Here is a 13,104-nt window from a genome sequence, read left to right as displayed (position 1 = left end):
CAGTTATAACTAACGGAAAATACGATGTTTTATGAACCGTCTACTGGTCATAATTTGCCTCACAATCCATTCAAAGCGATTGTCGCACCTCGTCCGATTGGCTGGATTGGGGCTCGGTCAAAAAATGGTGCGGTGAACCTCGCTCCATATTCATTCTTCAACGCAATATGCGACACGCCACCGATGGTAATGTTTTCATCAAGCGGCTTCAAAGACAGCGTTTCGTTTATTGAAGAGACGGGCGAATTTACGGCCAGTCTGGTCAGTGATCACCTGAAAGAGAAGATGAATGCGTCATCGATTAACGCTCCGCGCGGCACCAGCGAATTTGAGTATGCTGGCCTGACAGTTGCGCACAGTAAGCTCATCGCTGCGCCATACGTGAAGGAAGCCTATGCTGCGCTGGAATGTGTGGCGGTGGAGATCCGGCGCTTACAGGACAAAGAGGGCAGGCCGACCGACAATTATATGGTCATCGGCGAGGTCGTCGGCGTTCATATAGACGAAAGCGTTCTGACAGATGGGCTGTTTGACATAAGAAAAGCCAAGCCGGTGACCCGACTTGGCTATATGGATTATGCGACCACCGAGGACGTTTATCAGATGTTCCGACCAAAGTGGGAAGACAAAGTTTGAATTTTGGGGCTGGTTACAGCCCCTTTTTCTTCGCCTCGACCCAGATTGCTTCCATTTCATCAAGCCGTGCTGCCTCAAGGCTGCTGCCCGATTCCTTCAGCGACTTTTCTATGAAATCAAAGCGGCGCTTGAACTTGTCATTGGCTGCAATGAGCGCTGTTTCTGCGTCAATTTCCAGATGCCGGCCAAGGTTGACCATAGCAAAGAGCAGATCGCCATATTCTTCCGCAATATTGGCTTTGTCCTGTGCCGCCATTGCTTCTTTCAATTCGGCTGTTTCCTCCGCGATCTTGTCTAGTATGGGTGCCGCTTCCGACCAGTCGAACCCAACTTTCGCGGCCTTCTGCTGAAGCTTCAAGGCGCGCAAGAGGGCAGGGAAGGCGTGTGGTATATCGTCAAGATAACGTGTTTTATCAATAGCTTCCAAGCCAAGCTTGGCGCGACGTTCGGCACGTTCGGCCTTTTCTTCTGCCTTGATACGGTTCCACGATCCCTTGGCCATGCCAGCGCTTCTGGCTTCGGCGTCGCCAAAGACATGCGGATGGCGGCGGATCATCTTGTGCGTGATGGCTTCGACAACATCACCGAAGCCAAACTTGCCTTGTTCTTCAGCCATGCGGGAATGAAACACCACCTGAAGCAACAGATCGCCAAGCTCTTCACGGAAATCATCGGCATCGTCGCGCTCAATGGCATCTAGGACCTCATAGACTTCCTCAAGCGTATAAGGAGCGATTGACTTGGAAGTCTGTTCTACGTCCCAGGGGCAGCCCGTTTCAGGGTCGCGAAGGGCAACCATGATTTCGAGAAGACGGTCGATATTGCGGGAGGGTTCCATCTTCGCTCCAGTAAAATTGATGTCGCATTCTTGGGGCAATTTGCAAGAATCGGAAGGGTTGGGTTGCAGTCTGCTACGGTTTTTGCATAGTCAGCCAACAAACGCTCTCGGGATCGCACATTGGGGCAGTATGTTCAACAAGCAGGTATTTAAAGCATGACGATTCTTGTAACTGGTGGCGCTGGATATATCGGTTCGCATACATGCGTACAGCTGATTGAGGCCGGTCATGAAGTGGTGGTGGTCGATAATTTCGATAACAGCAATCCGGAAGCTCTCCATCGCGTGGAAAAGATCACTGGTCGCGCACCTATTCGAGAGCCGGGCGACATTCGCGATCGCACCCTGCTGGAACAGATTATCACGCGCCATAAATGCACGGCTGTCATTCATTTTGCCGGTTTGAAGGCGGTCGGTGAGTCGAGTGAAAAGCCATTGCATTATTATGATTGCAACGTGCTCGGTACGTTGCGTTTGTTACAGGCAATGGAAGCTACAGGCGTGAAGACGCTTGTTTTCAGCTCGTCTGCGACTGTTTATGGCGACCCGGAAAAATTGCCGATTACCGAAGATCAGCCGCTTTCTGCGACCAATCCATACGGACGCACGAAGCTTGTTATCGAGGATATGCTGCGCGATCTTTATAACAGCGACAATAGCTGGAAGATCGCGATCCTGCGCTATTTCAACCCGGTTGGTGCGCATGAAAGCGGTCTTATCGGTGAAGATCCCAAGGGGATTCCAAACAACCTGATGCCAATCATTGCGCAGGTGGCAACTGGTCGTCGTGAGAAACTCAACATCTGGGGCAATGATTACAACACGCCGGATGGTACAGGCGTTCGCGATTACATTCACGTTGTTGATCTCGCAGCAGGGCACCTTAAAGCGCTCAAAAAACTTGATGAACCGAAGTGCTTTTCTGTCAATCTGGGGACAGGGCAGGGTTACAGCGTTCTCGACGTGGTAAAAGCCTTCGAACACGTTTCAAATCGTGAAATCAAATATGAGCTTGCTCCACGCCGTCCGGGCGATGTGGCCGAATGCTACGCTGATCCAGCTTTTGCGCGTGATTTTCTTGGCTGGACCGCTGAGAAGGATCTTCGCGAGATGTGTAAGGACATGTGGAACTGGCAGTCGAAAAATCCAAATGGATATGAAGTGGATTGAGGGCTGAAAAGCCCTTTATCGACGACTTTTGCCGGAAAAGTGATCCAATTAGCGACTGGCTCTATCCTTTAGTATTGTGTCGATTTCTGATCGGCCTATTACAAATTAGGGATCAAACATGCTCAGAATGCTCTCCGAGAAGCCTTGGAGTTTTAGGAGAGCATTCAGGAATGCCATGCTGAAGGACTGACGAGAAATGCGTTTTCTGCCCGATAAATTCACCTGCATGTTGATTGCGACCATTCTGCTCGCGTCATTTCTTCCCGTGCAGGGCGATTTTGCTGAATGGTTCGGGATTGCAACAAAAATAGCGGTTGGGCTTCTGTTCTTCTTGCACGGTGCGCGTCTGTCACGTGAGGCAGTTGTTGCAGGTGTAACCCACTGGCGACTGCATCTGGCAGTCATCAGCGCAACATTTGTTCTGTTTCCGATTTTAGGACTGGCCGCGGGCTGGACTATTCCCGGTCTTGCGCAATCGCCGTTCTATCTCGGCATTCTTTATCTCTGCGTTTTGCCTTCCACCGTACAATCCTCAATCGCCTTCACCTCAATGGCTGGCGGCAATGTCTCTGCGGCTATCGTTTCTGCATCGGCATCGAACATCTTTGGCATGTTCCTGACACCATTGCTTGTCGGGTTGCTGTTTGCGGTTAAGGGCGGCGGCGGGATTTCTGTCGATGCTCTCGAATCCATTCTGCTGCAATTGCTTGCACCATTTGTCCTGGGGCAGATATTGCAGCCATGGATTGGCAATTTCATGCGTCGTCATAACAAATCGCTCGGGTTTGTCGATCGTGGCTCGATCTTGATGGTTGTCTATCTGGCGTTCAGTGAAGCGATTGTCGAAGGTCTGTGGCATACGGTTTCCTGGAATGATCTCGGCGTAATGATCGGCGTGAATATTCTGCTTCTGGTGATTGTCATGCTGGCGACCTGGTATGGCAGCAAGGCGCTGGGCTTCAATCACGCCGACCGCATTACCATCATGTTCTGTGGTTCCAAGAAGAGCCTTGCCAGCGGGGCGCCGATGGCCAGCGCGATCTTCGCAGGCGCGAATGTGGGCAGCGTGGTGCTGCCGCTCATGCTGTTTCACCAGATCCAGCTGATGGCTTGTGCAGTCATTGCGCGAAAGCTTGCTGACCATAAGCCTGCTTCAAGCACAGCTCCCGCAGCGGCCGAATAGAACTGGTTCTTGCTGTCATCTTCATATGAGAGTAGGAGGGCAGGCGAGTGGTTTCGCCTCGCCTTTTCGATCTATGGAAAAGACAGCCCTAACCCATATATTAGCTCTCTATAGGCCTTTTCAGTTCGCTGACGGCTCAACAAAAGGCAACGCAGATGTCCAAGCACAACGGTAAATCCAATAACACGGATTCTCTTGATCAAGAGGCGCTGGCTGAGGCTTATAATCATGCGCTTGCCCTGGAAAAAGCCGGCGATCTGGATGCCGCTGCTGAAGCCTATAAAGCAGTTCTCGAAATTGATCCCGAAGACCACGGTGGCGCCGCCGTGCGTCTGGCAAGCATGGGACGTGGCATCGTACCGCCAAAAGCACCTGATGCTTATGTTGCTACGCTTTTTGATCAGCATGCCGAGATGTTCGACACGATTCTTGTCGATCAGCTTGGTTACGATGTGCCGCTGCAATTGCGTGAAATGCTACTGGAACTCAATGAAGAGTTTCAGGCCGAGCGCATGCTGGATCTCGGTTGTGGTACGGGACTTTCTGCCGACGCGCTGGACGATATGGCCGACCACAAGACAGGCGTCGACATATCTGAAAACATGATTGAAGTGGCTTATGAAAAAGGCGATTACGACGCGCTTTTTGTTGGCGAGGCAGTCCGTTTTTTGGAGACTACTGAGGAAGACAATTGGGACCTGATCGTCGCAACTGACGTACTGCCTTATATGGGTGAGCTGGATCGCTTTTTTTCGGGCGTTGCCGAACATCTGCAGGCCGGAGGCCACTTTGGCTTTTCCAGTGAAACACAGCCCGACGAGCGCTTCGCTGGCCGCGATTTCATGGTTGGCGATTTCCAGCGTTTCGCTCATGCGCAGTCTTATGTGCGCTCGCTGCTATCAGCACACGGAATGGATTGCATACGCTGCACAGACATCACAGTTCGAAGTGAGCAAGGATCACCGGTCCCAGGGCATTTATATGTCGCTCAGCGACGCTAACATTCATCGTGAGTTCGCATACAGATTCCGATCTTATGGTTCCATAATCTATCTTATGTGATCGACGTTGATGGATGGGTGCGTTCTATTCTAAAGTGTTATTTGCAAATGATAACAATGAGTTATTCAATTCAAGGAGCCTGTAACTAAAGAAAAAATTCTGGAAATCTAGCCGAGCGAAATTTGAACCTGGATCTATGCGGAGTATAGAAGTCCTCCAAGAAAGTATTCGCATTTTGACACGAAATCGATTTATATCGCATGTGTGAAAGCGCACAAAATTCAAAGCTTTAGCTTATAGTTAGGCGTTTAATCGTTTCGAGGAGAGGAAAGGTTCAATGGGTAAAATTTCAGCGGTACTGGTCGCCATGCTCATCATTACCGGATGCACGACGACCGAAAAGGATGTCAGCATTGGAACCGTTGCCGGTGCCGCTATTGGAGGAATAGCCGGTGGTGGACGCGGAGCACTGATTGGTGCTGGTGCTGGTGCTATTGGTGGTTTGCTTGTTCGCAACTTACGCAATGGTAAATGTGAATATAGAGACCGTCGCGGCAGAATTTATACGGCGCGTTGTCGGTAAACAGACTGCAGGCAGGGCTATCTGAAAGCCCTGCCCTGTCTCTCATTTGTTGTAACTATTACAAGAGATTACGCGTTTTCATCCGTGCGACTTGAACTAGTTTTTTGTCCTACATCGATACGATTTCCATCAGGGTCTTCAAAAACGAATGCCCGCAAGCCATAGTCCTTGTCTTGCAGACCTTTTATGATCCTCATGCCATACCGTTTACAAATGGCATGCATAGCATCGACGTCTTTCACCAGCATGTGAGCAATGTTGAAATTAGCGGCTTTGTGGTTCCTTTGCAGGGAGAGGTGCAGTTCACCTTCTTCGCGTTTCAGGATCATGAAACCCACCGGATTTCCATTTTCGAAGACTTTTTTAAAGCCTAATGCGCCGCAATAAAATTGACAGGCCACATCCATGTCTTTGACAGGAATCATAGCTGCAATTCGTCCGAAACCGACACTCTGATTAGCGATATCGTCCATCGCGTAACCTCTGCTTGCGAAGATACAATCTCCAGTCAGACGGTGCTGCTGAAAGAAATGCACTTCAGTGTTTTTATGAGAAGGACGGTGCCAACGGCGTTAGATTTATCTTGAAATCATTGCGTTGTGAATAGTTTGGACCATGTTTCTGCCAAAGCATAGAAAGCATTTTTTCACTCACCTCGTTTGATCTAAATCATTCCTTCAAACTGCTTCCCAATGTAATTCCAGAATGCTGATCTAAAGCATTTCCAGCAAAAGTGCGAAGCAGTTTTGCGTAGGGTAAGCGATGAAATAAACACTTAGAGCGGTTTCAGCGGCTCCGCTTTAACTGGAACCGATCTAAGACCAAAGCATGCGTGTAATCGCAGTCAGCATGCGCTATTACCTGCATGCGCTGACTCCGGCCCCATGCTCACAATATGCGCGTACTGGAGAGCGTTGTTTCCGGCTCTAAAGCCGGTCTGCAAGGAAGGTTAGAGTACATGTTGGAAGCACGTATCAGGAACGCGTCTCTGCGGGACAAGATTATCACTGCGGAGCAAGCCGCAAGCCTGATTAAAGATGGCATGATTGTTGGCATGAGCGGATTTACACGCGCAGGCGATGCCAAGGCTGTTCCACTGGCAATGGCGGCACGTGCCGCAAGCGATCCCTTTCAGATTACGCTGATTACCGGCGCCTCCCTCGGCCACGATGTCGACAAGCTGTTGACGGAAGCACACGTGTTGGCTCGCCGGATGCCATTTCAGGTGGATCGTACATTGCGGGCCGCGATCAATCGCGGCGAAGTCATGTTTATCGATCAGCACCTGTCAGAGACGGTGGAACAGCTGCGGTCCAACCAGATTGGACCTATCGATTACGCTGTCGTCGAGGCGCTTGCGATCACCGAAAATGGCGGGATTATTCCCACAACATCCATCGGTAATTCCGCCAGTTTTGCGATTCTTGCCGAGAAAGTGATTGTTGAGGTCAATCTGAACCAGCCATTGGCGCTCGAAGGATTGCACGACGTCTATATACCGACGAAGCGCCCTTCCCGCGATCCAATTCCGGTCACAGCCTGTGACAGCCGTGTCGGCCTTCCATATATACCTATTCCGCCGGAGAAGATTGCCGGCATCGTCATCACGCAGGAAAATGATAGCGCTTCAACCGTAGAGCCTGCAGATGGTGAGACAATTGCGATTGCTTCGCACCTCATCCAGTTTCTTTTGAATGAAGTGGAGGCGGGTCGTCTCGATCTGACGCTCAATCCTTTGCAGGCCGGTATCGGCACAATCGCGAATGCGGTTCTCAATGGCTTTGCCGAAAGTCCGTTCCATAATCTGCGTATGTATAGTGAAGTGCTCCAGGACAGCACCTTTGATTTGTTTGATGCTGGTAAACTCGATTACGCGTCAGGTTCTTCTATTACATTGAGCCCTGCTTGTGGTGAACGGGTCTTCAACAACATCGATCGCTATCGCGATAAACTGATCCTGCGCCCGCAAGAGATCAGCAATCACCCCGAGGTCATCCGTCGTCTTGGCATTATCGGTATCAACACCGCTCTTGAGTTCGATATTTACGGGAATGTCAATTCGACCCATGTGGATGGTACGCACATGATGAATGGTATTGGTGGGTCTGGCGATTTTGCGCGTAACGCTTATATTTCTATCTTCGTCAGTAAGTCCGAAGCCAAAAATGGTGCGATATCGTCGATTGTTCCGATGGTGACACATGTCGATCATACCGAACACGATGTGGATATTCTCGTGACCGAACAAGGTCTGGCAGATCTTCGTGGTCTTGCACCACGTGAACGGGCAAAGCTGATTATCAACAATTGCGCTCATCCGGATTATCGCGATCAGCTTAACGATTATTTTGAGCGTGCTTGCAGCCGGGGTGGGCACACCCCTCACCTTCTGGAAGAGGTATTCAGCTGGCATAGCCGGCGTCAACAAACGGGCTCGATGTTGAAATAACGGATAATTCGAGACAGAAAACACTATAAACGGCGGCGAAAGCCGCCGTTTTGCTTTGCTACGTGTTGGAACCTTATTCTCGTTGGAACGTTAACCGGCACATCATTTTCAAACGGAAAATGGTTGAGATCATGGATTTTCGGGGCCTATAAATATCCCTCGTTTCCCATGATTTCCCGAGTTCAATTCGGTGTTGTGAAGGAACCACCACCGAATGATTATAGAAAAGCCGTTCCGGGAAGGGTCCGACAGCCTATGTCCATCCTCATCAGTCTTCTGATAACAATTCTGGTTATCTTTCTCGTTCTATATCTCATCAACATGCTGCCACTCGATGGGAAAGTGAAACAGATCGCTCAGGTGATCGTCATCATCATCGGTATTATATCGCTCCTGAAATATCTGGCAGTCTTCTAGGGTCTGTGGGGAATTCGTTTTGAAGCGTGGTATGGATGAAAATAGCCAGGTTTAGGAGCAAAGCCGAAGATGGATTGGTTCTTCATCGAGGTTTTGCGACGCGAAGCTGGGCGATTTTCACCATATCCCTTTAGGACGTGGCGGATTTTCTCTCTGAATGCGTCGAACAGCCCTTGTGGAGATACACTCCACGGCGTCCTTTTCTCCTGTTCAGAAACAAAATCCGTCTCACGCCACGCCCAAAACCTAATTCCCCACAGACCATAGGGCGGTTCCGATTAAGATTGAATCGTTGGAACCGCTCTAACTATTGTTTTTACGCATTTACCTCACGCAAAATCGCTTCGCACTTTTGGCTCAAATGCTCTGGTTGTCCGACGATATGGGTTTTTGAACATTGAGGGCCCCTCCAAAGGCGTCCTTCTGTTGTTTAAGCATTGCTACGATCCAATATTGTAAATTAGTAAAATGTTAAAAATTACAATTAGTGTTATTTCTTTTAAAGATAGTTGTCGTTCAGCTAATCTATAGGTAATATATTCGCGGCATTCTACTTTAGATTGTGTCAATAATAGCACGCATATATAAAAAATTGCATTCGTGCGGGGGCGCGTCTTTCTTCGCCAAAGCACTCCTCTTATAAGGCCCACAAAGATCAGGTCTGTTCATAGAGGGTTCAGAGACAGGCATCTAAAACATCTTTGTCGGGGTTGGGGAGTTCGGTATGAAGGCGGCTTTATGGAAGGCAACGTTGATAACGTTGTCTGTGGTCCTGTTTTCAGTTGGGATCAGCCTGACCATTGGATTCATCTCTGGCGGCATGCCCGGGATTATAGCTCTTAGTCTGAGCGTCGTAATCCCGACCATAACGGCCTTCCCTTCCCTTCTTTATATCTTTTTGCAGCATAGCAAGCTCAGCGATGCCTATGTGCAATTAGAAAAAGCCCATATCGAGTTGCAAGCTCGCTCTCGCGTCGACCACATGACCGGATTACTCAACCGTGAAGCGCTGTTCGATGCTATGAAAATCAGCCGCTCGCGTATCGAAAGCGGGACACTTCTCGTTATCGATGCCGATCATTTTAAAGCGATAAATGATACGTTCGGTCATAGTGTTGGCGACCGTGCGCTTAAGCTGATTGCCTTTGCACTTCAGAATGTTACCCGTAAAGGTGATCTTGTTGGCCGTATCGGCGGTGAGGAGTTTTGCGTTTTTCTTCCGGGCGCGACAGGCGAAACGGGTATGCGGGTTGCGCAAAGAATACGCGCGGAAGTAGAAAATACGCCATTCCATGCGACTGAATATCAGATTTATCCATTGACCATCAGTATCGGTGTGGCGTCTGCACCAAAGAACGAAACCAACTCGCAGGTGTTAAGCCGCGCTGATCGTTGCCTTTATATGGCCAAGCAGCGCGGTCGAAATTGCGTGGTGTTCGATGAGGAAAGCGGACGCATCACAAGTGCTTCCGTGGTTTCAATCACCAATGGCCGTGAAGTCGCGCGCGGATAATAGCGCTTGCTCTATTCCCAGGGCGTGACTTCTTCCTCGGACCAGCCGACCGGCACAAATCCCATCTTTTGATAAAGCTGTAGCGCGCGCGGGCTGTCGAGCGTGTTGGTATGAATGGTCACTCTTTGCGGGCTGTGCGACCAGGCAGTCGAAATGGCTTCGCTGAAGAAGAATTTTCCCAGTCCCCGCCCCTGATAATCAGGAACGAGTCCGAAATAGAGAACTTCGGCTGTTTCTGGCAAGGCTGACAAATTGAGCTCCAAAAAACCGGCCGGATTTCCCTCCGCATAAAGGACGTGAATCTCGGTAGTCTCTGCATGAATGGCCTTAGCCACTTCCGCATCGCTCTGCACGCGACGCATCATCCAGTGATGCTGGCGTCCAACCTGTTCGTAGAGATAGCGATAGAAATGCACCGGCATTTCGGTCGAGCGCATGATTGCAAGGCGCAGACCGGAAGGAACCGGAAATGACAGCGCCGGACGCGCTGTCATTTCCAGATGGGTCACTCTGGCCATCAGTTTTTCAGTCATGCTTATTCTGCTTCGCCGGTCACGACAGGTGTATCCTGCCTGCTGCCCCATTCGCTCCACGAACCATCATAAAGCCGATTGTCTTCGTGGCCAAGCGACGTCAATGCCAGTGTGATGACCGCTGCGGTCACACCGGAACCGCAGCTGGTGACGACGGGTTTATTAAGGTCTACACCGGCACTGGCGAAGATTTCGCGAAGGCTGTCGAGGCTTTTCAGTTGACCGTTTTCAGACAGCGAACCGACCGGAACGTTGCGAGCGCCCGGCATGTGACCCGAGCGCATACCTGCGCGCGGTTCTGCATCGCGGCCTGTGAAACGGCCAGCGGCACGTGCATCGGCGATCTGAGAACTGCGTCCATCCACGATTTTGCTCATTTCTGCGAAATCAACGACCTTTGCCGCATTGAATGAAGGCGTGAAAAGCGTTGCAGCGATTTTTGTAACTTCATCGGTGACGGGGAAGTTTGCTGCCTTCCAGCCATCAAAACCGCCATCGAGAACCAGAACGTTCTTCACGCCCATCACGCGGAACATCCACCAGACGCGCGGCGCAGAGAACATGCCAGGACCGTCATAGACGACGACGGTTTCATCCGCCGTGATGCCCATTGCGCCGACATGGCGTGCAAAAAGCTCCGGTGATGGCAAGGTATGCGGGAGGCCCGAACCCTTGTCTGCAATCAGATCCTGATCGAAGAAGACTGCGCCCGGAATGTGTGCTGCGTCATATTCATCGCGCCCGTTGCGACCGGCTGCGGGCAAATACCAGGATGCATCCACGATTGCGAGACCCGGTTCGCCCAGACGAGCTTTCAGAACATCGCGGGAGATAACAAATGCGCTTTTATCGGACATGATTGCTCCTGAACTTACACTAGTGGTGCATTGCCAAATCGAATGCGGAAGCGGCGGTTTTCCTTGCCCTTCTTTTCGATCTTGCCGATGTGGATTTCACCCACTTCCTGCGTCTCAGAAACGTGTGTTCCGCCACAAGGTTGCGAATCCACTGAACCATTTTCGCCGATAACCACCAAACGAAGACGGCCTGCACCCACAGGAGGGCGGACGTTCTTCGACTTCACAATATCCGGATTGGCCAGAAACTCTTCGTCGCTGATCCAGCGAAGCGTAACTGGATCATTGGCTTCCACCATTTCCATGAGTTTTTCGGTGACGGATTCCTTGGTGTAGCTCGCATCTGGAAGATCGAAATCGACGCGGCTTTCCTCTTCACCAACCGCAGCACCAGTGATTGGAAACGGGCACGCGACAGAAAGAAGATGACAGGCTGTATGCATACGCATCAGCTTGTAGCGGCGCTCCCAATTGATATGCAGAACCAGTTTCTCGCCAATCGCGGGGAGCGCCTGCCCTTCGACTGGCACATGGACGATTTCGTTTTTGCTTTCGCCGGTAACGGTTGCCGCAATTTCAATGCGCGAGCCGTCGGCACGCTCAAAAAAGCCCGTATCTCCCGGCTGACCGCCGGAAGTGGCATAAAAATTTGTCTGATCGAGAATAATGCCGCCGGTATCTGTCAGGGCCAGGACTGAACCCTCCGCGCTTTTAAGATATGCATCTTCGCGGAACAGAGCTTCAGTCTCGTATGCCATGATTATCCCTCGTATGGTATGTCGATTTCGGTTTTCATTTCTAGCCAGGCTGGCACAGGCAGATCTTTGCCGCGCAGGAAAGCCGGATTGAACAGCTTGGACTGGTAACGATTACCATAGTCGCAAAGCACGGTCACGATGGTGTGGCCCGGTCCGAGATCTTTTGCAAGGCGGATTGCACCGGCAATATTGATGCCGGAGGAACCGCCCAAGCAGAGTCCTTCCTCCTGCACCAGATCAAACAGAATATCGAGCGCGTCGGCATCGGGAACGCGATAGGAAAAGTCAGGTGTAAAGCCTTCGAGATTGGCCGTGATGCGCCCCTGCCCGATACCTTCGGTGATGGAATCACCTTCGGATTTCAGCTCGCCCGTCGTGTAGAAGGAATGAAGGGCTGCGCCATGGGGATCAGCAAGCGCGATTTTGATGTCCGCATTTTTGTCTTTGAGGCCGAAAGCAGTGCCTGCGAGCGTGCCGCCCGAACCGACAGCCGAGACGAAACCATCGACCTTGCCATTGGTATCACGCCAGATTTCCTGTGCGGTGGTTTCAATATGCGCGATGCGATTGACGACATTGTCGAACTGATTGGCCCAGATTGCGCCATTGGGTTCGGTTTTGGCGAGTTGCTCGGCCAGACGCCCGGACAGACGCACATAATTGTTCGGATTGCGATAGGGTGCTACAGGAACTTCAATCAGTTCTGCGCCAAGGAGGCGCAGCGCGTCCTTTTTTTCCTGACTTTGCGTTTCAGGGATGACGATGACAGTGCGATAACCAAGCGCCTTGGCAACAAAGGTAAGGCCGATGCCGGTGTTTCCTGCCGTGCCTTCAACGATAACGCCGCCGGGCTTCAAAAGTCCGCGCTTTTCGGCATCACGGATGATGTAAAGGGCTGCGCGGTCCTTAACCGACTGACCGGGATTGAGAAATTCGGCCTTACCGTAGATTTCGCAACCAGTGATTTCAGAAGCCTTTTTCAAGCGGATCAGTGGTGTGTTGCCGATAGCGTCGAGTGCCGAATTGAGCATGGCTTCCGTTCCTTCTGGTTGAGAGGAAACTATGTGGAAGCATGACGTTCTTCAAGCAAGTGGGGAATAATTTTCTGCATGATTTCGCAACGAAAAACTCATCATTCATCCCGATGCGAAAAAACCGCATATAA

Annotated in this window: 14 protein-coding genes; 8 read left to right on the top strand and 6 right to left on the bottom strand. The window is 50.8% G+C overall.

Annotated elements, in window-relative coordinates; genetic code table 11:
• Nucleotides 1–24: 24 nt before the first annotated feature.
• A complete protein-coding gene (locus ACSME1_RS01080) occupies nucleotides 25–636 on the top strand; it encodes a flavin reductase family protein (RefSeq protein ID WP_105705926.1) in 612 nt (203 codons plus the stop codon).
• A gap of 13 nt (nucleotides 637–649) precedes the next feature.
• On the opposite strand, the gene mazG is transcribed toward ACSME1_RS01080, so the two are convergent.
• The gene (mazG, locus tag ACSME1_RS01075; RefSeq protein ID WP_024897173.1) at nucleotides 650–1,474 is read right to left on the bottom strand and encodes a nucleoside triphosphate pyrophosphohydrolase; all 825 of its coding nucleotides are present in this window, start codon (nucleotides 1,472–1,474) and stop codon (nucleotides 650–652) included.
• 156 nt (nucleotides 1,475–1,630) lie between these two features.
• Here mazG and galE point away from each other — a divergent pair, with 156 nt between their 5' ends.
• The 4 genes from galE to ACSME1_RS01055 all read left to right on the top strand — a co-directional run bounded on the left by galE (nucleotide 1,631) and on the right by ACSME1_RS01055 (nucleotide 5,412).
• Nucleotides 1,631–2,644: a UDP-glucose 4-epimerase GalE gene (gene galE / locus ACSME1_RS01070; protein WP_105705927.1), complete on the top strand. Its 1,014-nt coding sequence runs from the start codon at nucleotides 1,631–1,633 to the stop codon at nucleotides 2,642–2,644.
• Between the two features lie 196 nt (nucleotides 2,645–2,840).
• The gene (locus ACSME1_RS01065; protein ID WP_024897175.1) at nucleotides 2,841–3,827 is read left to right on the top strand and encodes a bile acid:sodium symporter family protein; all 987 of its coding nucleotides are present in this window, start codon (nucleotides 2,841–2,843) and stop codon (nucleotides 3,825–3,827) included.
• Nucleotides 3,828–3,982: 155 nt separating this feature from the next.
• Nucleotides 3,983–4,828, top strand: coding sequence for a class I SAM-dependent DNA methyltransferase (locus tag ACSME1_RS01060; protein WP_024897176.1), 846 nt, complete (start codon nucleotides 3,983–3,985; stop codon nucleotides 4,826–4,828).
• Nucleotides 4,829–5,166: 338 nt separating this feature from the next.
• Nucleotides 5,167–5,412, top strand: coding sequence for a YMGG-like glycine zipper-containing protein (locus ACSME1_RS01055; protein WP_024898884.1), 246 nt, complete (start codon nucleotides 5,167–5,169; stop codon nucleotides 5,410–5,412).
• Nucleotides 5,413–5,480: 68 nt separating this feature from the next.
• Here ACSME1_RS01055 and ACSME1_RS01050 read toward each other — a convergent pair whose 3' ends face one another.
• Nucleotides 5,481–5,885: a glyoxalase superfamily protein gene (locus tag ACSME1_RS01050; RefSeq protein WP_024898885.1), complete on the bottom strand. Its 405-nt coding sequence runs from the start codon at nucleotides 5,883–5,885 to the stop codon at nucleotides 5,481–5,483.
• Between the two features lie 485 nt (nucleotides 5,886–6,370).
• On the opposite strand from ACSME1_RS01050, the gene ACSME1_RS01045 reads away from it, so the two are divergent.
• The 3 genes from ACSME1_RS01045 (at nucleotide 6,371) to ACSME1_RS01035 (ending at nucleotide 9,791) form a co-directional block, all read left to right on the top strand.
• Nucleotides 6,371–7,861 (top strand): acetyl-CoA hydrolase/transferase family protein, encoded by a 1,491-nt coding sequence (locus tag ACSME1_RS01045; RefSeq protein WP_100558971.1) that lies wholly within the window; start codon nucleotides 6,371–6,373, stop codon nucleotides 7,859–7,861.
• Nucleotides 7,862–8,116: 255 nt separating this feature from the next.
• Nucleotides 8,117–8,278 carry a Thivi_2564 family membrane protein gene (locus ACSME1_RS01040; RefSeq protein ID WP_094539610.1) on the top strand — a complete coding sequence of 54 codons (162 nt, stop codon included), beginning with the start codon at nucleotides 8,117–8,119 and terminating at the stop codon, nucleotides 8,276–8,278.
• Between the two features lie 724 nt (nucleotides 8,279–9,002).
• Nucleotides 9,003–9,791, top strand: coding sequence for a GGDEF domain-containing protein (locus tag ACSME1_RS01035; protein ID WP_024898887.1), 789 nt, complete (start codon nucleotides 9,003–9,005; stop codon nucleotides 9,789–9,791).
• A gap of 11 nt (nucleotides 9,792–9,802) precedes the next feature.
• On the opposite strand, the gene ACSME1_RS01030 is transcribed toward ACSME1_RS01035, so the two are convergent.
• The 4 genes from ACSME1_RS01030 to ACSME1_RS01015 are packed head-to-tail and all read right to left on the bottom strand — an operon-like array spanning nucleotide 9,803 to nucleotide 12,970.
• Nucleotides 9,803–10,324, bottom strand: coding sequence for a GNAT family N-acetyltransferase (locus ACSME1_RS01030; RefSeq protein ID WP_024898888.1), 522 nt, complete (start codon nucleotides 10,322–10,324; stop codon nucleotides 9,803–9,805).
• 2 nt (nucleotides 10,325–10,326) lie between these two features.
• Nucleotides 10,327–11,181, bottom strand: coding sequence for a 3-mercaptopyruvate sulfurtransferase (gene sseA, locus ACSME1_RS01025; RefSeq protein ID WP_024898889.1), 855 nt, complete (start codon nucleotides 11,179–11,181; stop codon nucleotides 10,327–10,329).
• A gap of 14 nt (nucleotides 11,182–11,195) precedes the next feature.
• Nucleotides 11,196–11,939 carry an alanyl-tRNA editing protein gene (locus ACSME1_RS01020; protein WP_024898890.1) on the bottom strand — a complete coding sequence of 248 codons (744 nt, stop codon included), beginning with the start codon at nucleotides 11,937–11,939 and terminating at the stop codon, nucleotides 11,196–11,198.
• Between the two features lie 2 nt (nucleotides 11,940–11,941).
• Nucleotides 11,942–12,970, bottom strand: a complete 1,029-nt coding sequence (locus ACSME1_RS01015) for a cysteine synthase A (protein WP_105705929.1) — start codon at nucleotides 12,968–12,970, stop codon at nucleotides 11,942–11,944.
• Between the last annotated feature and the right edge of the window lie 134 nt (nucleotides 12,971–13,104).

Origin of the sequence: Brucella pituitosa (genome assembly GCF_965577835.1) — a bacterium.
Classification (GTDB): domain Bacteria; phylum Pseudomonadota; class Alphaproteobacteria; order Rhizobiales; family Rhizobiaceae; genus Brucella; species Brucella pituitosa.
Note: the sequence above shows the minus strand (reverse complement) of the source record. Positions and strands in the feature narration are given on the sequence as shown.

Coding starts and splice junctions, on each gene's coding strand:
- ACSME1_RS01060 (WP_024897176.1), top strand. CDS start 3,983: ATGTCCAAGCACAACGGTAAATCCAATAACACGGATTCTCTTGATCAA.
- ACSME1_RS01030 (WP_024898888.1), bottom strand. CDS start 10,324: ATGACTGAAAAACTGATGGCCAGAGTGACCCATCTGGAAATGACAGCG.
- sseA (WP_024898889.1), bottom strand. CDS start 11,181: ATGTCCGATAAAAGCGCATTTGTTATCTCCCGCGATGTTCTGAAAGCT.
- ACSME1_RS01035 (WP_024898887.1), top strand. CDS start 9,003: ATGAAGGCGGCTTTATGGAAGGCAACGTTGATAACGTTGTCTGTGGTC.
- ACSME1_RS01080 (WP_105705926.1), top strand. CDS start 25: ATGTTTTATGAACCGTCTACTGGTCATAATTTGCCTCACAATCCATTC.
- ACSME1_RS01015 (WP_105705929.1), bottom strand. CDS start 12,970: ATGCTCAATTCGGCACTCGACGCTATCGGCAACACACCACTGATCCGC.
- ACSME1_RS01065 (WP_024897175.1), top strand. CDS start 2,841: ATGCGTTTTCTGCCCGATAAATTCACCTGCATGTTGATTGCGACCATT.
- ACSME1_RS01040 (WP_094539610.1), top strand. CDS start 8,117: ATGTCCATCCTCATCAGTCTTCTGATAACAATTCTGGTTATCTTTCTC.
- ACSME1_RS01020 (WP_024898890.1), bottom strand. CDS start 11,939: ATGGCATACGAGACTGAAGCTCTGTTCCGCGAAGATGCATATCTTAAA.
- ACSME1_RS01050 (WP_024898885.1), bottom strand. CDS start 5,885: ATGGACGATATCGCTAATCAGAGTGTCGGTTTCGGACGAATTGCAGCT.
- ACSME1_RS01045 (WP_100558971.1), top strand. CDS start 6,371: ATGTTGGAAGCACGTATCAGGAACGCGTCTCTGCGGGACAAGATTATC.
- galE (WP_105705927.1), top strand. CDS start 1,631: ATGACGATTCTTGTAACTGGTGGCGCTGGATATATCGGTTCGCATACA.
- mazG (WP_024897173.1), bottom strand. CDS start 1,474: ATGGAACCCTCCCGCAATATCGACCGTCTTCTCGAAATCATGGTTGCC.
- ACSME1_RS01055 (WP_024898884.1), top strand. CDS start 5,167: ATGGGTAAAATTTCAGCGGTACTGGTCGCCATGCTCATCATTACCGGA.